This window comes from Schaalia naturae (assembly GCF_042665795.1).
In the GTDB taxonomy this organism is placed as follows: domain Bacteria; phylum Actinomycetota; class Actinomycetes; order Actinomycetales; family Actinomycetaceae; genus Pauljensenia; species Pauljensenia naturae.
Genome location: NZ_JBHTEF010000001.1, coordinates 2,328,217 through 2,345,066 on the forward strand (window position 1 = coordinate 2,328,217; position 16,850 = coordinate 2,345,066).

The 16,850-nt window shown below is 71.2% G+C and carries 20 protein-coding genes; 10 read left to right on the plus strand and 10 right to left on the minus strand.

Going from position 1 to position 16,850, the window contains the following annotated elements; translation table 11 throughout:
- Nucleotides 1-16: 16 nt before the first annotated feature.
- The 3 genes from ACFQWG_RS10325 to ACFQWG_RS10335 all read right to left on the minus strand — a co-directional run bounded on the left by ACFQWG_RS10325 (nucleotide 17) and on the right by ACFQWG_RS10335 (nucleotide 3,382).
- A complete protein-coding gene (locus tag ACFQWG_RS10325) occupies nucleotides 17-2,191 on the minus strand; it encodes a choice-of-anchor M domain-containing protein (RefSeq protein WP_380975028.1) in 2,175 nt (724 codons plus the stop codon).
- A gap of 129 nt (nucleotides 2,192-2,320) precedes the next feature.
- Entirely contained in the window at nucleotides 2,321-3,193 is an 873-nt protein-coding gene (locus tag ACFQWG_RS10330) for a GTP-binding protein (protein ID WP_380975030.1), read from the minus strand.
- 60 nt (nucleotides 3,194-3,253) lie between these two features.
- Nucleotides 3,254-3,382, minus strand: coding sequence for a hypothetical protein (locus ACFQWG_RS10335; protein ID WP_380975031.1), 129 nt, complete (start codon nucleotides 3,380-3,382; stop codon nucleotides 3,254-3,256).
- A gap of 98 nt (nucleotides 3,383-3,480) precedes the next feature.
- On the opposite strand from ACFQWG_RS10335, the gene rpmB reads away from it, so the two are divergent.
- The 5 genes from rpmB to ykgO all read left to right on the plus strand — a co-directional run bounded on the left by rpmB (nucleotide 3,481) and on the right by ykgO (nucleotide 4,689).
- Entirely contained in the window at nucleotides 3,481-3,717 is a 237-nt protein-coding gene (rpmB, locus tag ACFQWG_RS10340) for a 50S ribosomal protein L28 (protein ID WP_291496862.1), read from the plus strand.
- A gap of 1 nt (nucleotide 3,718) precedes the next feature.
- Entirely contained in the window at nucleotides 3,719-3,889 is a 171-nt protein-coding gene (gene rpmG, locus ACFQWG_RS10345) for a 50S ribosomal protein L33 (protein WP_291496864.1), read from the plus strand.
- Entirely contained in the window at nucleotides 3,889-4,194 is a 306-nt protein-coding gene (rpsN, locus tag ACFQWG_RS10350; protein WP_380975033.1) for a 30S ribosomal protein S14, read from the plus strand. Before rpmG ends, rpsN begins: the two co-directional genes overlap by 1 nt.
- An 85-nt stretch (nucleotides 4,195-4,279) precedes the next feature.
- Nucleotides 4,280-4,570 carry a type B 50S ribosomal protein L31 gene (locus tag ACFQWG_RS10355; RefSeq protein WP_380975035.1) on the plus strand — a complete coding sequence of 97 codons (291 nt, stop codon included), beginning with the start codon at nucleotides 4,280-4,282 and terminating at the stop codon, nucleotides 4,568-4,570.
- Nucleotides 4,567-4,689, plus strand: a complete 123-nt coding sequence (gene ykgO, locus ACFQWG_RS10360; RefSeq protein WP_291496870.1) for a type B 50S ribosomal protein L36 — start codon at nucleotides 4,567-4,569, stop codon at nucleotides 4,687-4,689. Before ACFQWG_RS10355 ends, ykgO begins: the two co-directional genes overlap by 4 nt.
- 84 nt (nucleotides 4,690-4,773) lie before the next feature.
- Here the strand turns inward: ykgO and ACFQWG_RS10365 are convergent, their stop codons facing one another.
- From ACFQWG_RS10365 to ACFQWG_RS10385, 5 genes are all read right to left on the minus strand, one after another.
- Nucleotides 4,774-5,664: an amino acid ABC transporter permease gene (locus tag ACFQWG_RS10365; RefSeq protein ID WP_380975037.1), complete on the minus strand. Its 891-nt coding sequence runs from the start codon at nucleotides 5,662-5,664 to the stop codon at nucleotides 4,774-4,776.
- Nucleotides 5,661-6,302: an amino acid ABC transporter permease gene (locus ACFQWG_RS10370; protein WP_291496874.1), complete on the minus strand. Its 642-nt coding sequence runs from the start codon at nucleotides 6,300-6,302 to the stop codon at nucleotides 5,661-5,663. The genes ACFQWG_RS10365 and ACFQWG_RS10370 overlap by 4 nt, the downstream gene beginning before the upstream one ends.
- Complete coding sequence (locus ACFQWG_RS10375) at nucleotides 6,302-7,306, minus strand: glutamate ABC transporter substrate-binding protein (RefSeq protein WP_380975039.1); 1,005 nt, start codon at nucleotides 7,304-7,306, stop codon at nucleotides 6,302-6,304. The genes ACFQWG_RS10370 and ACFQWG_RS10375 overlap by 1 nt, the downstream gene beginning before the upstream one ends.
- 82 nt (nucleotides 7,307-7,388) lie before the next feature.
- A complete protein-coding gene (locus ACFQWG_RS10380) occupies nucleotides 7,389-8,213 on the minus strand; it encodes a gamma-glutamyl-gamma-aminobutyrate hydrolase family protein (RefSeq protein ID WP_380975041.1) in 825 nt (274 codons plus the stop codon).
- A gap of 133 nt (nucleotides 8,214-8,346) precedes the next feature.
- Complete coding sequence (locus ACFQWG_RS10385) at nucleotides 8,347-9,708, minus strand: AGE family epimerase/isomerase (protein ID WP_380975043.1); 1,362 nt, start codon at nucleotides 9,706-9,708, stop codon at nucleotides 8,347-8,349.
- A gap of 94 nt (nucleotides 9,709-9,802) precedes the next feature.
- On the opposite strand from ACFQWG_RS10385, the gene pgm reads away from it, so the two are divergent.
- The 5 genes from pgm to ACFQWG_RS10410 all read left to right on the plus strand — a co-directional run bounded on the left by pgm (nucleotide 9,803) and on the right by ACFQWG_RS10410 (nucleotide 15,747).
- Nucleotides 9,803-11,476, plus strand: coding sequence for a phosphoglucomutase (alpha-D-glucose-1,6-bisphosphate-dependent) (gene pgm / locus ACFQWG_RS10390; RefSeq protein WP_380975045.1), 1,674 nt, complete (start codon nucleotides 9,803-9,805; stop codon nucleotides 11,474-11,476).
- 221 nt (nucleotides 11,477-11,697) lie between these two features.
- The gene (locus ACFQWG_RS10395) at nucleotides 11,698-13,725 is read left to right on the plus strand and encodes an APC family permease (RefSeq protein ID WP_380975047.1); all 2,028 of its coding nucleotides are present in this window, start codon (nucleotides 11,698-11,700) and stop codon (nucleotides 13,723-13,725) included.
- A gap of 71 nt (nucleotides 13,726-13,796) precedes the next feature.
- Complete coding sequence (locus ACFQWG_RS10400; RefSeq protein WP_380975049.1) at nucleotides 13,797-15,041, plus strand: MFS transporter; 1,245 nt, start codon at nucleotides 13,797-13,799, stop codon at nucleotides 15,039-15,041.
- Nucleotides 15,042-15,188: 147 nt separating this feature from the next.
- Nucleotides 15,189-15,422: a (4Fe-4S)-binding protein gene (locus ACFQWG_RS10405; protein ID WP_380975051.1), complete on the plus strand. Its 234-nt coding sequence runs from the start codon at nucleotides 15,189-15,191 to the stop codon at nucleotides 15,420-15,422.
- Entirely contained in the window at nucleotides 15,415-15,747 is a 333-nt protein-coding gene (locus tag ACFQWG_RS10410; RefSeq protein WP_380975053.1) for a GNAT family N-acetyltransferase, read from the plus strand. Before ACFQWG_RS10405 ends, ACFQWG_RS10410 begins: the two co-directional genes overlap by 8 nt.
- A gap of 73 nt (nucleotides 15,748-15,820) precedes the next feature.
- Here ACFQWG_RS10410 and ACFQWG_RS10415 read toward each other — a convergent pair whose 3' ends face one another.
- Both ACFQWG_RS10415 and ACFQWG_RS10420 read right to left on the minus strand, forming a co-directional pair.
- Nucleotides 15,821-16,120 (minus strand): hypothetical protein, encoded by a 300-nt coding sequence (locus ACFQWG_RS10415; protein ID WP_380975055.1) that lies wholly within the window; start codon nucleotides 16,118-16,120, stop codon nucleotides 15,821-15,823.
- Between the two features lie 221 nt (nucleotides 16,121-16,341).
- Nucleotides 16,342-16,725 (minus strand): DUF4342 domain-containing protein, encoded by a 384-nt coding sequence (locus tag ACFQWG_RS10420; protein ID WP_380975057.1) that lies wholly within the window; start codon nucleotides 16,723-16,725, stop codon nucleotides 16,342-16,344.
- Nucleotides 16,726-16,850 lie beyond the last annotated feature (125 nt).

A 16,850-nucleotide genomic window follows, 5' to 3' on the forward strand; every position in this document is an offset into this window, starting at 1 on the left:
TGGTACGGATCCGCTGTCAGCCGCGGCGACGTCGGGACCTGGCGGCCAGAGCCGTCGCGGCTCCGCTCAGGGCCAGCAGCGCCGCAGCCGCGAGGGCCGCCTCCGTGCCGGCGCCCGTGTCCGCCAGTCCGTCCTTCTTCTGATCCTGCTTCGCGCCGTCCTTCGTGGCCGAACCGGACGGGGTCGGCGAGGGCGCGTCCGAAGGCTCACCGGACGGGGTCGGCGAGGGCGCGTCCGAAGGCTCACCGGATGGGTCCGTCGTGGGCACGTCCGACGGATCCGGCGAAGGCTCCTCGTCCGCCGCCGTCACCTCGAGGGGCGCCCACCCGATCAGCGCGCCGCCGTCCGCGTCCTGAACTGAGATCTTGTGCCCGGCCACCTCGGTGTCCGCGGGGATCGTGACAGAGACGGCGCCAGCGGCATTGACGGTTGTGCTCTCGGCCAGCAGCACGGGGTCGGAGTGCAGCCACACGGTGACCGCCTGGCCGGCGTACGCGGCACCCACATCAAGTGTGATTGTGCTGCCCTGCTCGGCCGAGGCGGGCGCGGTGACGCCACCGCGGGTGGCGTCGGTGAGCTCGGACTCGGCCGGAGCCTCGGGCTCGTCGGGTTCCGCGCCCTCCACCTCGAGGGTCACAGGCTCCGAGGTCGCCACGAGCTCGTCCCCCGAGAGCACGCTCACCCGCACCTGCGCGCCGTCAAGCCCTTGCCCGGCGATCAGCGCATAGGAGGCGCCGCTCTGGCCCTCGACCGCCTCGAAATCGGACTGGCCCGCCCGCTTGACCTCCCACCGGTAGGTCGCGCCCTCCGGCAGATTCTCACCCGCCGCCGACAGGGTGACCGTCTCGCCCGCCTGGACGGCACCGTCGGGCGCGTCGTGGATGGCCACCGTGGCCGCAGGTTCCTCATGGTCCTCCACCGCGACGGTAACCGGGTCGGAGGCGACATAGACCGTCCCATCGTCCTTCACCAGGGCGGCGCGAACAGTCGCTCCGTCATTGACGGCGGTCCCGGCCTCCAGGGTCACGGACGACGAGTCGGCGCCCTCGACCTGAACCTCGGACTCGCCCGGGTTCGTCACGTACCACGCCCAGGTGTCGACCACGGAGGCGGGGCTGACGGACGCGCTGAGGGACACGTCATCACCAGGGTGGTAGTGATCCTTCAGACCAGACACATCCACCTTCTGCAGCGGCGCCGCCCCGTGGTCGTCGACCTCGAGGGTCACGGGCTCCGAGGTCGCGACGGCCTCGTCCCCCGAGAGCACGCTCACCCGCACCTGCGCAGCGTTCAAAGCCTGTTCTGCCGTCAGCGTGTACGACGAGCCGCTCTGACCCTCGACCGCCTCGAAATCGGACTGGTCCGCCCGCTTGACCTCCCACCGGTAGGCCGCGCCCTCCGGCAGGTTCTCACCCGCCGCCGTGAGCTCGATGGGCGAGCCCGAGTGGGCGTGCCCCTCCGGCGCCCCCGTCACCGCGACCTTGGCAAAGGTCCCGACCTCGAAGGTGTAGGTCGCCGTCTGGCTCGTTGCCGTCCTCGTCGGCTCCTCCGCGTTCCACACCGTGGAGCTGACGGTCAGCGAGTACCTGCCCGGCTCGGTGAAGACCCAGTTCGTGTGGACGTGCGCCAGTCCGTCCTGGTGGATCGTCCCGGGCAGCTGGTAGCCGCCGTCCGTCAGGAGGGACTTCAGCGCGCCGAAGCCGGACTGGGAGAAGATGTAGACGTCGCCGGGGCCCTGCACGTCGGAGATCGTGATGTCGGCGCGTCCGGCGTTGAGGTCGGTGACCCCCACGGCGGCGCCCGCGTGCATCGTGTCCCACCCGGGCCAGATGAGGTCCGGATTCTGAGTGAGGGGGAGCAGGTAGCCTCCAGGCGCCCCCGGGTACCCATCGGGGATCGCCGTGTGGGCGCTCTCCTTCACCTTGAGCGTCACGGACTCGGGCGTGCGGAGCACCCCGGATCCTGTGACGTCCTCCTTGAGGGCCAGCTGGATCTGGCCGTCACCGGTCGCCACCGGGTTGAAGGCGTCGATATGCCCCGTCTCCAGGGTGATCGGATCCGACTTGATGACGCTCGGATCGGTGTAGGCCGGGTCGGCTGCGAGCGCCGCGGGCTGCACCGCGAGCAGACCCGAGGCGAGGACGAGGGCGCCCAGCAGCGCCTGGGCGCGTGGTCGCGTGGATGTGGTCATGGCATGTTCCTGTCCAGGTGCGTGCGCACCGAATCGGGATGGTTCTTCTTCTGTTTTGTCGGGATTCCTTGTTGTGGGACCGCGTCCCCTCCCCGGGCCCTGGGACCGGGTCGTCTCGCGTCGGCGGGGTCACTCCTCTCCGGGGAACCATTCGTCGAGGCCGTCGTCGGCCCCCACCCAGGCCAGAGCGCCCGCCATCTCAGCCTCCGTCATGAGCATCCGGGCGAACACCGTTCGGATGCGGTCGCGCACATCGGGGTCGGCGGTGCCCGTGACGATGAGGTGTGTGGCGGGCTCGCCGTCCCACCGGCCGGCTGTCCCCACCGATGCCGTGTCGCCGTTGACCTCCCAGGTGCACACGGTGTCGGGCCGGGTGGGCAGCCAGAAGCAGCCGCGCGCCAGCGTCCCGTCCGCGGCGAGCTCCGTCGCCCGTTCCGCGAGCCGACCCGGGTGGAAGGGCCGGTCGGAGCGCAGGTCCAGGGTCCACACGCCATGGGCGGTGGGGCCGCCCCAGGCGGCCGTCGAGGCGGGGTGGACCCGGCGCACCGCCGCCTCTGGGTCATGCCGGAGACCGCCCGCCGAGCCGAAGAGCACATCACTTGTGAGCTCGTCCAGATGGTCGACGCGCAGCGTGTCGAGGGGGCGCAGGTGCTCCACCAGATCCGAGCCGAGGGGGTCGTCCCCCAGCGCGAGCAGCACGTCGGCGTAGCCCAGGGAGACCATGAGCACCTCTCCCGTGCACCGCGTGTCGTCCTCGGCGAGTTCCAATCCTCGCTCCGCCAGGGGGGTGTGCCGGAGGAGGTCCCCGGCCGCGACGTCGACGGAGACGGCGTGCACGCTGGTGGTGACCGCGCATCCGGCTAGCGGTCCGTCCGGCTGGGTGAGATCGACCAGCGCGGGGACCACGGCGATCGGCTCCAGGGCGACGGGGAGCGCGAGCACCGCACGTTCGCAGCCCTCCGCCCGCATCAGCGCGAGCGCCGGGACCACGGCCTCGCGCACCGAGCACGTCAGGCAGGGGTGCGCCAGCGGGACCTCCTCGCGCGACGGCGTGCCCGCGCCCTACCAGCGGCGCAGGACGACGCCGTCCTCCATGAGGTCGACGGCGAGCACGTCGGACTCGTCGCTCACCCCCAGGCAGACGAGGTCGCGCAACATCGGATCGACGGTGGACAGGACGCTGACGAGCATCGAGTGTGACCTCTCGAACTGGATTGACGGTGTACATGAGATTGATTATCAGTACCATAGGGCATGTCACGGCCGTCCCACAACCACGAGGTCACGCGATGAGCAATCACTGCCAGGTGACGGGCGCCAGCCCGTCCTTCGGCAACAACGTCTCCCACTCGCACCGGCGAACGCGCCGGCGATGGGACGTCAATGTGCAGAAGAAGCGCTACTGGGTCCCCTCCCTGGGCCGGACGGTGACGCTCACCGTCAGCCCCCGCGGGATCCGCACGATCGACAAGCACGGGATCGACGCGGTCATCGCGGACATGCGTGCTCGAGGGGAGAGATTCTGAGATGGCAGCACGTTCCACCGCCTCGCGCCCGGTGATCACGCTGGAGTCCACGGCGGGCACCGGATACCGCTACGTCACCCGCAAGAACAGGCGCAACACGCCCGACCGGCTGCGCCTGCGCAAGTACGACCCCGTGGCCCGCCGCCACGTCGAGTTCGTGGAGGTGCGCTGATGGCCAAGACGTCCAAGATCGCGCGCAACGCCCAGCGGGCGTCGGTCGTCGAGCGGTACGCGGAGCGCCGCGCCGCCCTCAAGCGCGCCTCGGTGAACCCCCGCCTCCCGGCCGAGGAGAGGGAGGCCGCCATGCGGGATCTCCATGCGCTCCCCCGGGACGCCTCGCCGACCAGGCTGCGCAACCGGGGAGCCTCCGACGGGCGGCCCCGCGGGTACCTCCGCCAGTTCGGGCTCTCCCGCGTCCAATTCCGCCAGCTCGCCCTGCGAGGCGACCTGCCCGGCGTCACCAAGTCCTCATGGTGATCGGGCCGGTGTGACCGCCCGCCCCGCGCGCCGCGCCGCCCCTGACCCGGCCCCTGATCACCGCGACCCTCCAAGGAGAGCACCTATGAAACCCGGTATCCATCCCGATTACCATCCCGTCGTCTTCCGCGACCGCGCTGCGGGATTCTCGTTCCTCACCCGGTCCACGAAGCACTCGGACACGAGCATCGAGTGGGAGGACGGCAACACCTACCCCGTCGTCGACGTCGAGGTCTCCTCGGCCTCCCACCCCTTCTGGACCGGGCGTTCGCGTCTGGTCGACACCGCCGGGCGCGTCGAGAAGTTCTATGCGCGCTATGGGCGTCCCCGCCAGGCGAGTGCCGACGCCGATCCCGCAGGGGAGGCGCGCTCATGAAGGTCCGCGCGTCGATCCGCTCCCTGGCCCGCCAGCCCGGATCCGTGGTGGTCCGCCGCCGCGGGCACCTCTACGTCATCAACAAGAAGAACCCGCGCCTGAAGGCCCGTCAGGGCTGAGGCCGCGACGCTGAAGCGGAGAAGAGGGCTCGGACCCGGCCTTCTGGCCGGGTCCGAGCCCTCTTCGCGGGTCCGCACGCCGGCTCAGGCGATGCCGGTGGCCGTGGTGGACGCCGCGCCCGCCCGGGCGTACGCGCGCCGCTCCCTGCGGCCCCACGCGTCGGCGGCCTTCGAGATCGCCAGGTTGATGAGGACGTACAGGATCGTGACCAACAGGTAGGTCTGGACCAGATGGCCGGTGGAGGACACCAGGACCTTCGCGGAGAATTGGAGTTCCGAATAGGACACCACGTAGCCCAGGGTCGTGTCCTTGAGCAGGACGACGACCTGGGCCAGCAGCCCCGGCAGAACCAGCCTGGTCGCTTGCGGCAGGACCACCAGCCGCATGGCCTGCCCGTGGGTCATGCCCACGGCATAGGCCGCCTCGGTCTGGCCGGCGGGCAGGGCGAGGATCCCCGCCCGGAAGACCTCGGCGAGCGTCGCGCCCGAGCACAACCCGATCGGGATGACGAGCTGCCAGAACAACGCCGGATTGATCCCGTGGCGCGGCAGAGCGAAGAAGAAGATGTAGACGAGCAGCAGCAGCGGCATCGCGCGGAAGAACTCGATGACGGCGACGCAGAGCCACCGCACCGGCCGCCTCTCGGAGAGCCTCCCCAGCGCCAGGACGACCCCCAACGGCAGCGCGATCGCAGCCGCTCCGACGGCGCCCCGCAGGGTGCCCAAGAACCCCGCGATGAGATAGCGCCAGGTCGGCCACGCCGTGAACTCGTGCCACCGGTCGGCGGCCAGTTGGCCGTTCTCCCCGAAGACGTGCACGACCCATACCGCCAGCGCGGTCAGGGCGACGACCGAGACCGCCGTCGCCAGGCGGATGAGCCGGAGCGTGCGGGGCCCCGGCTCGTCGAACAACGGGGTGGAGGCCCCCGTTCCCCGGGGCGCCCGTATGGTCCCGACGGGCGTCGCGGCGCTCATCGCAAGATCCTCAGTCTCTTCTCGAGCCGCGCCCCGACGCCCTCGGCCGTCAGGGCGATGACCAGGTACAGGACGGCGGCGACCAGGAACGTCGTGAGCCCCAGCGCCTCGCGGTTGTTGATCGAGGAGACGGTGGCGGTCAGGTCGCGCACCCCGATGACCCCCGCGAGGGACGAGCTGATGAGGATCCCGATGAAGACCGTCACCAGAGGCTGGACCATCGAGCGGAACGCCTGGGGCAGCACCACGGTGCGCAGCAGGCCCGAGAAGGTGAAGCCGAGCGAGCGGGCCGCCTCGATCTGGCCGGCGGGGACGGCGTTGACGCCCCCGCGCACCGCCTCGCACAGGAACGCCCCGCCCACGCACGTCATCGCGACGATCACCGACGTGGTCAGGTCCATCATCACGCCGATCTCCGGCAGAGCGAACGCGACCAGGATCAGCAGGCTCATGACGGGCACATTGCGGAAGACCTCGACGAAGACGGCCCCCAAGGCCCGAAGCGGCGTCACCGGGCAGATGCGGAGGACGGCGACGAGCGTCCCGACGACGACCGCCCCCGCGAAGGCGCACACCGTCAGCTGGAGCGTCACCCCCAGGCCGTCCAGGAACTCCCCCCGGTAGTCCCACAGGACCATCAGCTCTGGGCGTCCTCGGAGACGCCGATCTCCGGAGGCGTCGGCGCGGTCTCGACTCCGGTCTTCGCCTGGATCGTCGCCTTCCACAGGTCCAGCCACGTGCCGTCCTGCTCGATCTCCGTGAGGAAGTCGTTGACGAACTCGGTGGCGTCGGAGCCCTTCGGGAGCCCGATGCCGTAGAGGTCCTCGGACCCGAAGCCGCCGCCGACGACCTTGACGTCGTCATTCGACGTGACGGCGTTGAGCAACAGGGACTGATCGATGACGTAGGCGTCGGCGCGACCCTGCTGGACCGCCTGGACGCACTGGGCGTGGTCGGGCAGGGCGAGGACCGTGGCGTCGGGGGCGAACGTCGCGAGGGTGGTCTCGCCGGTGGACCCCGCCTGGGTGGCGACGGTCCGCCCGGCGAGGTCGTCCACGCCAGCGATGTCCGTGTTGTCCTTCTTCACCAGGATGCCGGCTGCCGACGAGTAGTACGGTCCCGCGAAGTCGATGCGCGCCAGACGCTCCGGCGTGATCGAGTAGGTGGCGGCGACCAGGTCGACCTGGCCGTTGACCAGGAGCTCCTCACGGGTGTCCACGGAGACCTGGGTGAGGTCGGTCCGGGTGGCGTCGCCGAGGATGTAGCGGGCCAGCAGCTGCGTGATGCCGGCGTCGAAGCCGGTGACCACGCCGGTCGTGGGATCGAGGTTGGAGAACAGCGTCGAGGTCTCTGTCCCGCCCACGCGCAGCGTCCCGGACTCCTTGACGGCGCTGGCCCATTCGTTGGCGGCGACCGTCGCCGCGTCCGCCACCGGCCCGCCGTTGACCACCGCGTCATAGGTCGCGTCCCCGGAGGAGAGGCCTCCGCCGTCCGTCCCCGACTCGCCCGAGGCACCTCCGGTATCGCTCGAACCGCAGGCGCCCAGGCCGAGGATGGCCGCTGCCGCCATCGCGACGACCGTCATGGGGCGTCGAGAGGCGCGTCCGCGCCGGGGACGAGTGCCGGATCTCAGCGTGTTCATCGGTTTCCTCTTCTCTTGGTGATGGATTGACAAAGAACGTACTCCGCATACGGCGTGCCTCGCACGTCGGATGGGGAAACGGTCACACGAGGACGGGGCGCGCGCGCCCGGCGCCAGACATGCCGATCGCCCCCTCCCGCCCCTCGCGCAGTAGCCCCAGGAGGGCCCGAAGGCCCGCCGGATCCGCCTCGGGGTCCTCGGGATGCCACTGCACGCCGAGGACCGGCGCGGCGGGGTGCTCGACCCCTTCGACGGTGCCGTCCGGGGCCGTGGCCGAGACCACGAGATGAGGCCCCGGATCCGCGACGGCCTGGTGGTGCGCCGAGTGGACGCGCAGGCGCAGGCGCCCGCCGGGATCGGGCCCGCCGGCGCCGCCCTCGCGCCGGGGGATCCCCCGGGCCAGCATCGAGGAGGCCTCGACGAGGACGTCGTGGCGGGCCAGCCGGTGGTCGTCCAAGAAGGTCGCGGATCGGTGTCCGGGAACGTCCACGTCCTCCACGAGATTCCCACCCAGGGCCACCGCGAGGATCTGGAGGCCCCGGCACACCCCGAGCAGCGGGACGCCGTCGGCGACCGCGAACCTCGCGAGCGCGATCTGCGCCAGGTCCGCACGGCGCCAGTGCGGCCCCTCGCCCGGATAGCCGGGAGCCACGCCGTAGAGGTCTGGGCTGATGTCCTCGCCGCCCATGAGGATGATCGCGTCCGCGTCTCGAGCGCGATCCAGGGTGCGGGCGGAACCGTCGTCCTCGGCGAAGGCCCAGGTCACGTCCCACGAGCCCGAGGCCGACTGGACGAGGCTGTTCGACAGCATCGTCACCGCGTCGTGGAAGCGCCGGGCGCCGGGCCTGCGCGACACGACGTTCGACACGAACAGCCGGGGGCGGCGGACGGGCGGACGGGCGTTCACCCCGCCACCGTCGCACCGCGCGGATGCGCGCGCCACCCCCATCCCAGCACCCGGGCGCCCGTGAACTGGCCGGCGCCCAGATCCGGGAACCCTCCCAGGCCGAGGCGCGGGAGCCGATCCCGATCCGTCCCGCTCAGGCCCGCCCTCCGCGGCGGAACACGTTCCACGACCGGCGGTCGCGCGGAGCCTCCTCCGGATGGTCGAGCAGCCCGCGCGAGATCGCCGACGCGAACGGCGGCCACAACGGCACACGCGCCATGAGCAGCGTCTGGATGCTGTGGTAGACGTCCATGGGGTTGTTGACCGCGGGCTCCAGCGGCTCGTTGTGCGCATCGAGGACGCGGCGCCACTGGCCCGGGCGGACGATGATGTGGTCGTTGATGAAGTCGAGCCACGAACGGTAGCAGTGCTCGTAGTGCTCGACCTCGCCGGGCTGCGCGCCGTCGTCGAGGGCGGCGCGACGCAGAGCGACGGCGGCGCACACGCCCTCGCAAGCCACCCACTGCAGGTGGCGGGCGTCCACGGGACGCCCCTCCTGGTCGACCGTGAGGACGAATCCCGGTTCGCCGTCGGTGCGGCGCCAGCCGTCCGCGCGGGCGCGCTCGAACAGCTCCTGCGCCATCTCCATCAGGTAGTCCGGCTGGGGGCGGCCCATCGAGCGCAGGCCGGCACGGATCTGCAGGGCCAGGCGCGCCCACGCCATCGAGTGGCCGATGACGGAACCGTCGTAGGCAGGCCGCCGATCCGTGCGCACCACCGGGGCGTCGAGACGCTCCAGATCCGCTCCGAAGTACTCAGGCAGACGCCAGGCGCTCTCCCGGGCGCGGTCGGCGACGAAACGCGTCATCGCCTCGGCGCGTTCGACCCACACGGGATCCGTCGTGGCCTCGGCCGCCGACAGGTAGGCCTCCGCGGTGTGGAGGAGGGTGTCCATCGACCGCTGGGGCACGGGCAGCGAGTAGTCCTCCGACCACGCGTCGACGACCAGACCCGAATCGTCGAGCCAATGCCTCTCCTGATCGTGCAGGGCCGCCGCCAGCAGTTCGAACGCGCCCGGCCGGTCCGCGATGGTCGCCGCGGAGGCCGCGAAGACGAGAAAGGCGTGGTGGAACTGCGACTTCCACCTCCCGGTGGCGTCCCACGGCACGGCCGTTCCCTCGGCGTCGAGCTCCGGGCGGATCGAGGAGAACCATCCCCCGTTGACCGGATCGGGGAAGCATCCGGCCAGCGACCGCACCCCGTGGTCCGCCAGGCGCCGGCACCCCGGGATGCCCATGAGGACCCCCAGGGAGAACACGTAGGTCATCCGCGCCGTGACCGCCAGATCGATCGGCCGGTCCGGATCGGCCCCTCCCTCCGGCAGCAGGTGGGCGAAGCCGGTGGGCACACTCGCCCCCCGGGCCTCATCCAGGAGGGCCCTCATCTGGGCCGACAGCCATCTGTCGTGCTCCACCGAACCGAACCATCCCATGGCGACCTCCTCGTCGACTCCCATCGGCCCCACATTACCTGGCGCTCCGCGCCGCTGGCGCAGGAGCGGGCCGGAAGGGGCGTGGGACAAGCGGACGGGCGCGTGCCAGACTGGAGGCATGCACGAACGCGCCGGCACGGTTGCCCTCCCCGAGGATCTCATCGACGTCCAGGACGTCGTCTCCACGTACTACGACCGCGAGCCCGACCCGTCGGATCCCAACCAGAGAGTCGTGTTCGGGACATCCGGACACCGGGGTTCCTCCCTCGACGGCGCGTTCAACGAGGCCCACATCGTCGCCATCACCCAGGCGATCGTCGAGTACCGCGCGGGACAGGGCATTGACGGCCCCCTCTACATCGGGCGGGACACCCATGCCCTGTCCCAGCCCGCCTGGCGCACGGCGCTGGAGGTGCTGGCCGCCGCCGGCGTCGACGTCATGGTCGATGCGCGCGAGTCCTACACGCCCACCCCCGCGGTGTCGCTGGCGATCCTGGGGGCCAACGGCGCGCCGGGAGCGCTGCGCACCACAGGACCGGGACTGGCCGACGGGATCGTCGTCACGCCCTCGCACAACCCGCCGCGCGACGGCGGTTTCAAGTACAACCCGCCACACGGGGGCCCCGCCGACTCCGACGCCACCGGGTGGATCGCGGCTCGGGCGAACGAGATCCTGGCAGACGGCTGGCGCTCAGTCCCCCGGGCCCTCGGATCGGACCTCCTGCAGCATCCGCGGGTCCACCGCTTCAACTATCTGAGGAACTACGTCGACCAGCTCGACACGATCATCGACGTCGACGCGATCCGCTCAGCGGGCATCCGGATCGGCGCCGACCCGCTGGGCGGGGCCTCCGTCGATTACTGGGCCGCGATCGCCGAGCGCTTCGACCTCGACCTCACCGTGGTCAATCCGACGGTGGACCCGACATGGCGGTTCATGACGCTCGACTGGGACGGCAAGATCCGCATGGACTGCTCCTCCCCGTTCGCCATGGCCTCCCTGCGCGACGCCATGACCCCGGACCCCGACGGCTCCACGCCCTATGACATCGCCACCGGCAACGACGCGGACTCCGACCGCCACGGCATCGTCACCCCCGACGGCCTGATGAACCCGAACCACTACCTGGCCGTCGCCATCGAGTACCTGTTCACGCATCGTCCCGGCTGGCCGGAGGACGCCGCGGTCGGCAAGACCCTCGTGTCATCCTCGTTGATCGACCGCGTGGTCGCGGCGATGGGACGCGGGCTGATCGAGGTCCCCGTGGGCTTCAAGCACTTCGTCCCCGGACTGCTCACCGGCCAGGTGGGCTTCGGAGGCGAGGAGTCCGCCGGAGCGTCCTTCCAGCGCATGGACGGCACCGTGTGGACCACCGACAAGGACGGCATCATCCTCGCCCTGCTCGCCTCGGAGATCCTGGCCGTCACCGGGAAGACCCCCTCCGAACTGCACCGCGACCAGGTGGCACGTTTCGGCGACTCCGCCTACGCCCGCATCGACGCCGCAGCGACGAAGGAGGAGAAGGCGCGCCTGGCCGCCCTCTCCCCCGAGGACGTCACCGCCACGGAGCTGGCCGGGGAGCCCATCACCGCCCGGCTCGTGCGCGCGCCCGGCAACGGCGCGCCCATCGGCGGCCTCAAGGTCGTCACCGAGGACGCCTGGTTCGCGGCCCGCCCCTCGGGCACCGAGGACGTCTACAAGATCTACGCCGAGTCCTTCAAGGGCGCCGATCACCTGGCCGAGGTCCAGGCCGCCGCGCGGACGCTCGTCGCCGACGCTCTGGGCGGCTGAGCAGGCCTCACTGGCCGCACGACGGGTCTCCGGCGTTGGACCCCGTCCCGGGCGGGCGCCCGGGACGCATACGACATCGATCCTGACGGAACCCATACGGATCCGGCGGAAACGCATACGAATTCCCAACGGACGCCCCGCCTAGCATTCTCGGCGCGGGGCGAGGAGCCCTCCCCTCCCCGCGTGTCCGTCGTCCGTTCCGAGCCCGAGGCGCCCCTGCAGTGGATCGTGTCATCGACCTTGTGAAGATGCTGCTCATCGGGCGGCCCATGCCATCGGCATCGATGGAGCGCCAGCTGCTCCCCAAGCGGATCGCGCTCCCCGTCTTCGCCTCCGACGCCCTGTCGTCGGTGGCCTACGCGCCCGACGAGGTCCTCCTCACCCTCGCGCTCGCGGGCGGAGCGGCGGCGATCCACTCGACCTGGGTCGGCGTCGCCGTCGTGGCCGTCCTCGCGATCGTCGTCCTCTCATACCGCCAGGTCGTCCGCGCCTACCCCTCGGGCGGCGGCAGCTACGAGGTGGTCTCGGCGAACCTGGGGCGGACGTGGGGCCTGGTGGTGTCCTCCGCCCTGCTCGTGGACTACACGCTGACCGTCGCCGTTTCGATCTCCTCCGGCGCGCACTATCTGACGACCGCCGTCCCTTCCCTGACCGGTCGCGAGCCCGTCATCGCCCTGATCCTGATCGCGGCGCTGACCCTGATGAACCTGCGCGGCCTCCGGGAGGCGGGCGCCGGGTTCGCCATCCCGACCTACCTGTTCATGGCCTCCATCGCGCTCATGACGGTCGTCGGCGTGTCCGAGATGGCCTCGGGGACGCTCGGGCGGGCGCCGACCGCGGGCTATGAGATCGTCCCCGAGCCCGCGTACGCCACGGGGCTCACCGGCCTCGCGGGCGCCTTCCTGCTCATGCGCGCGTTCTCGTCCGGATGCGCGGCGCTGACCGGGGTCGAGGCCATCTCCAACGGCGTGCCCGTCTTCCGCCGCCCCAAGTCGAGGAACGCCGCCCTCACCCTCGCCATGCTCGGCGGCATCGCCGCGGCGATGATGCTGTCGATCCTCCTCCTCGCGCGGTCCACCGGCGTCGTCATGGTCGACGACCCGGCCGCCCAGCTCACGCTGAACGGCGCACCCGTCAGCGGGGACGTCATCATCGGCCCGGTGATCGGACAGCTCGCCTCTGCGGTCTTCGGTCCGGGCACCCCGCTGTTCCTGCTGGTCACGATCACGACGGGACTGATCCTGGTCCTCGCCGCGAACACAGCGTTCAACGGGTTCCCCTCCCTCGCGTCCGTCCTCTCGCGGAGTTCGTATCTGCCGCGCCAGCTCTACAAGCGCGGGGACCGGCTCTCCTACTCGAACGGCATCCTCATGCTGGCCTCCGCCGCCGCGATCCTGGTCGTCGTCTCCGGCGCGTCCGTCACCCGGCTGATCCAGCTCTACATCGTCGGCGTGTTCGTCTCTTTCACGCTGTCCCAGTTCGGGATGATCCGGCACTGGAACCGGGAGACGCGCCGCACCGTGGCGGTCGATGCGCGCCGAGCGATCGCCCGGTCCCGCGCCATCAACATCGCGGGATTCCTGCTGACTGGCCTCGTCCTCGTCGTCGTGCTCGCCACGAAGTTCACGCACGGCGCGTGGATCGCGATCCTCATGATGGCGGTGGTCTTCGCCGTCCAGCGCGGCATCCGACACCACTACGACACGGTCGCGGACCAGTTGCGGGTCGAGGACCATTCGATGAGGCGCGCGCTCCCGGCCCGCATGCGCGCCCTCGTCCTCGTGTCGAACATGGCGCGCCCCGCCATGCGTGCGATCTCGACGGCGCGCGCGACGGCGCCCTCGTCGCTCGAGCTGGTCAGTGTGGTGAGCGACGACGCGGAGGAGGAGCGCATCCTCCAGCAGTGGGAGGAGTCCGGGGTGCCGGTTCCCCTCACGCTCTTGTCGTCGCCCTTCCGAGACATCACCGACGTCGTCGTCTCATTCGTCCGGAACCAGCGGCGCCGCTCCCCCGGCGAGGTGGTGTTCGTGTACCTGCCCCAGTTCCTCGTGTCGCATTGGTGGGAGAACGCGATGCACAACCAGACGGCCACCCGGCTGCGCCGCGCTCTGCTCCGCATCCCGGGGGTGGTGATCGTCATGGTGCCCTGGGAGCTCGGCAAGGACGTCGAGATCGAGGGCACGCGCAGGGGAGCCGGCGAGGAGGCGGCGGCGGGCACGAACGCCCTCCGCGCCGCCGCGGGCGGGTGAGCCGACCTGGCGGCGAATCTCACCGATTGCCCCCTGACGACGCGCGACGGGCCCCGTTAGGCTGGGAAATTGTGTTCTCGACCTACGCCGACGTCCTCCGCATCCACGGCGCCTGGAGGTTCTCCCTGGCCGGCTTCGTCATGCGCATGCCGATGTCGCTGGTGGGGATCGCGACGATCCTGTCCGTCAAGGCGGAGTACGGGAACTACTCCCTGGCCGGCGCCGTCAGCGCCGTCAACATCCTGGTGTCCTGCCTCTGCGCGCCGCAGCTGGCGCGCCTGGTGGACACCCGCGGCCAACGCGCCGTCATGGCGCCCGCGATCCTGGTCTCCGCCCTGTCCATGGCGGGCCTGGCCGCCGCCATCCTGGCGCATGCTCCCGCGTGGGTCCTCTACCTGCTGGCGGCCACGTGCGGCGCGACGTGGGGATCGCCCGGATCCCTCGTGCGTTCGCGCTGGGCGCAGGTCGTGGACACGCCCCAGCGGCTGAGCACCGCCTACGCGATGGAGGCGGCCATCGACGAGTTCTGCTTCATCGTCGGCCCGATCCTGGCCACGGTCCTGGGCACCGCGATCCACCCGGTGGCCGGCCTGGTGCTGGGAGCCGTGTTCTTCATCGCCGGCGGCGCCGTCTTCTTCGCCCAGACCTCCACCGAGCCGCCGGCCGCCCCCCGCGAGCAGGGCGAGCGCCGGCCCACCGTCCTGCGCAACCCCGTCGTCGTCATCCTGGCGCTCACCTACGTGGGGGCGGGCACGATGTTCGGCGCGAACGACGTCTCCGTCGTGGCCTTCACCCAGGAGCACGGCGCCCCGGGCCTGGCCGGGATCCTGCTGGCGTTCTTCGCGGCGGGGTCCTTCACCGCGGCGCTCTTCTACGGGTCGAGGACGTGGTCCCAGCCGCTGTGGAAGCTCTTCGCCGGCGGCATCCTGCTGCTGGCCATGGGCGTCTCGACGTTCCTCCTGGCCCGCAACCTGGTGATGCTCGGCGTCGTCATGTGGATCACCGGGCTGACGATCGCCCCGACGATGACCAACGTCAACACGATCGTCGCGCGCGTGGTCCCACCGGTCCAGCTCACTGAGGGTCTGACCTGGACGATCACAGCCATGAACGTCGGGACGTCCGTCGGCTCGGCCTTGGGCGGGCGCTCCATCGACGCCTCCGGCGCCCACGGAGGGTTCCTGGTGGTCGTGGCCTCCGCCTGGGTGATGGCCGCCCTCATGGTCATCGGCCTGCCCCGTCTGCGCCGCGACACCACCGGTCCCGCGGCCGCGCCGCGCGTCCCCGACGGTGAGGCGTCCAGGCCGGCCTTCTGAGCGGACGCTCCCGGCCGGCCGCGCCGACCCTGAACGTCTCCATCCCCCTGCCTGGCGCCGCTGTCTCGGGCTCCCAGCGCCGGCGCGCCGAGGAGGCGATCGGGCTACCATGCGGACAACCGCGGAGCATCCGTCCCAGGAGGAGCCATGGCCCGCAAGGCGTATTTCGGCCCGATCGTCGACGTGTCGGATGACCGGCCGCTATGCATCCACTCCGGCGTGTGCCTGCGCGGGATGCCGGACGTCTTCGACGTCCGCCGGCGTCCCTGGACCGATCCCAGCCGGGCCGGGACCCCCGAGCTCGCGGACCGCCTGCGCGAGGTCGTGGGCCGCTGCCCGTCCGGAGCGCTGCGCATCGAGGAGCACCACTCCCATGCCTGACGTGCCCGTGCCCGGGACACGCCCCGCCGTCGAGGTGCGCGACGTGCCCGAGCGCCGCCGCTTCGAGGCCGCTGTCGGAGGCGAGTTCGCCGGATTCGCCGAGTACGAGCTCGGGCCCGATCGCGTGGTCTTCACCCACACCGAGGTCCTGCCTCCCTTCGAGGGCCGCGGGGTCGGGTCGGCGCTGGCCCGCCATGCGCTGGACCGGGTCCGCGAGGACGGCCGGCTCCGCGTCGTCCCACTGTGCCCGTTCATCAAGGGATGGGTGAACCGGCATCCCGAGTACCGCGATCTCATGCTGCCGGCATCGGCCGAGGACCGGTGAGGTCCAGCCGCCCGGCGGGTCGCTGAGCCCCGCGCCGCGACGCCCTCGGCCCGTCGGGACCGTCAGGCTCGGATCACACCCAGGCGAAGCCCAGTCCGGCGAGCCCGACGAGGCCGCCGAACGCCAGCAGCAGGAGCCCGAGCACCAACCACCCGAGCATGCAGAAGACGTTGAGGGCGACGCCCCATCCGGCGATCGAGCGGGCGTAGGGCTCCTCCCTGCGCGACCTGACGCCCAGGACGATGCCGATGATCGGCGCGATGAAGGTCCAGCCTGCCAGCAGCGAGACCAGCCCGATGACCAGACTGGCGGTGCCCAGTCCCGTGCTGGGGTTGGGGGCGTACGCGTAGCGCCTCGCCTGATAGTCGGACACGGTCGTCTTCCCTTCTGCAGGCCGCCGGACAGGGGGCCGATGCGGTCTCATCGTCGCAGCCGGGTGGCCCGTTCCGCATCGGGGAACCCCCTGATTCACCCCCGAACGGAGTCTGCGCGCCGTGTGCGGGGTTCACATGAGAATCCGACATCGAGCGCCGGGTTCAACGGCATTCCGGGCCCATCCGAGGCCGCTCAGAACACTGAACCCCGCCCCCAGCGTCACGACGACATCGAGCCGTCCGTCGGAGTCCCGGCACCGGATCCACGCTGCTCGCCAGCGTCCACGTCGACGACGGACCCGCCGTCCACGACATCGGTCCTCTCGACCTCCAGCGTCGTGCTGGTGACCAGAGCCGCGATCCCGGCGATGGCCGCCAGGGTCGGAAGGGCCAGCACCGCAACGCCTCCGGCGGCGACGCCCGCCGTCAGGGGAAGGGAGAACAGCTGCTTGCCGTCCTTGTCGCGGATCGTCACGCGACGGACGTTGCCCTGCTGGACAAGGTCCTTGATGGTGGAAACGAGCTCGTCGGCCACCACCTCGATGCGCTCGGTGAAGGACCCCGTCCCCGACGTTCCCTGGGATGACTGGTTCTGCTCCGACATGGATGCTCCTTCCGGACAGCGCGCCGGTCCGTTCGGCACGGAATCGGCGCGGGCGGCCGCTCGCGGTCCAGTATGACCCGGCAGGCTCCCAGGCGCTCGCCCGCAGGGGCACGGGGAGCCGCCAT

Bases quoted from the DNA above. Each gene is read 5' to 3' on its own strand.
- ACFQWG_RS10420 (WP_380975057.1), bottom strand. From the start codon at position 16,725: ATGTCGGAGCAGAACCAGTCATCCCAGGGAACGTCGGGGACGGGGTCC.
- ACFQWG_RS10410 (WP_380975053.1), top strand. From the start codon at position 15,415: ATGCCTGACGTGCCCGTGCCCGGGACACGCCCCGCCGTCGAGGTGCGC.
- ACFQWG_RS10370 (WP_291496874.1), bottom strand. From the start codon at position 6,302: ATGGTCCTGTGGGACTACCGGGGGGAGTTCCTGGACGGCCTGGGGGTG.
- ACFQWG_RS10335 (WP_380975031.1), bottom strand. From the start codon at position 3,382: ATGCTCGTCAGCGTCCTGTCCACCGTCGATCCGATGTTGCGCGACCTC.
- ykgO (WP_291496870.1), top strand. From the start codon at position 4,567: ATGAAGGTCCGCGCGTCGATCCGCTCCCTGGCCCGCCAGCCCGGATCC.
- pgm (WP_380975045.1), top strand. From the start codon at position 9,803: ATGCACGAACGCGCCGGCACGGTTGCCCTCCCCGAGGATCTCATCGAC.
- ACFQWG_RS10375 (WP_380975039.1), bottom strand. From the start codon at position 7,306: ATGAACACGCTGAGATCCGGCACTCGTCCCCGGCGCGGACGCGCCTCT.
- ACFQWG_RS10405 (WP_380975051.1), top strand. From the start codon at position 15,189: ATGGCCCGCAAGGCGTATTTCGGCCCGATCGTCGACGTGTCGGATGAC.
- rpmG (WP_291496864.1), top strand. From the start codon at position 3,719: ATGGCAGCACGTTCCACCGCCTCGCGCCCGGTGATCACGCTGGAGTCC.
- ACFQWG_RS10385 (WP_380975043.1), bottom strand. From the start codon at position 9,708: ATGGGAGTCGACGAGGAGGTCGCCATGGGATGGTTCGGTTCGGTGGAG.
- ACFQWG_RS10325 (WP_380975028.1), bottom strand. From the start codon at position 2,191: ATGACCACATCCACGCGACCACGCGCCCAGGCGCTGCTGGGCGCCCTC.
- rpsN (WP_380975033.1), top strand. From the start codon at position 3,889: ATGGCCAAGACGTCCAAGATCGCGCGCAACGCCCAGCGGGCGTCGGTC.
- ACFQWG_RS10365 (WP_380975037.1), bottom strand. From the start codon at position 5,664: ATGAGCGCCGCGACGCCCGTCGGGACCATACGGGCGCCCCGGGGAACG.
- ACFQWG_RS10355 (WP_380975035.1), top strand. From the start codon at position 4,280: ATGAAACCCGGTATCCATCCCGATTACCATCCCGTCGTCTTCCGCGAC.
- rpmB (WP_291496862.1), top strand. From the start codon at position 3,481: ATGAGCAATCACTGCCAGGTGACGGGCGCCAGCCCGTCCTTCGGCAAC.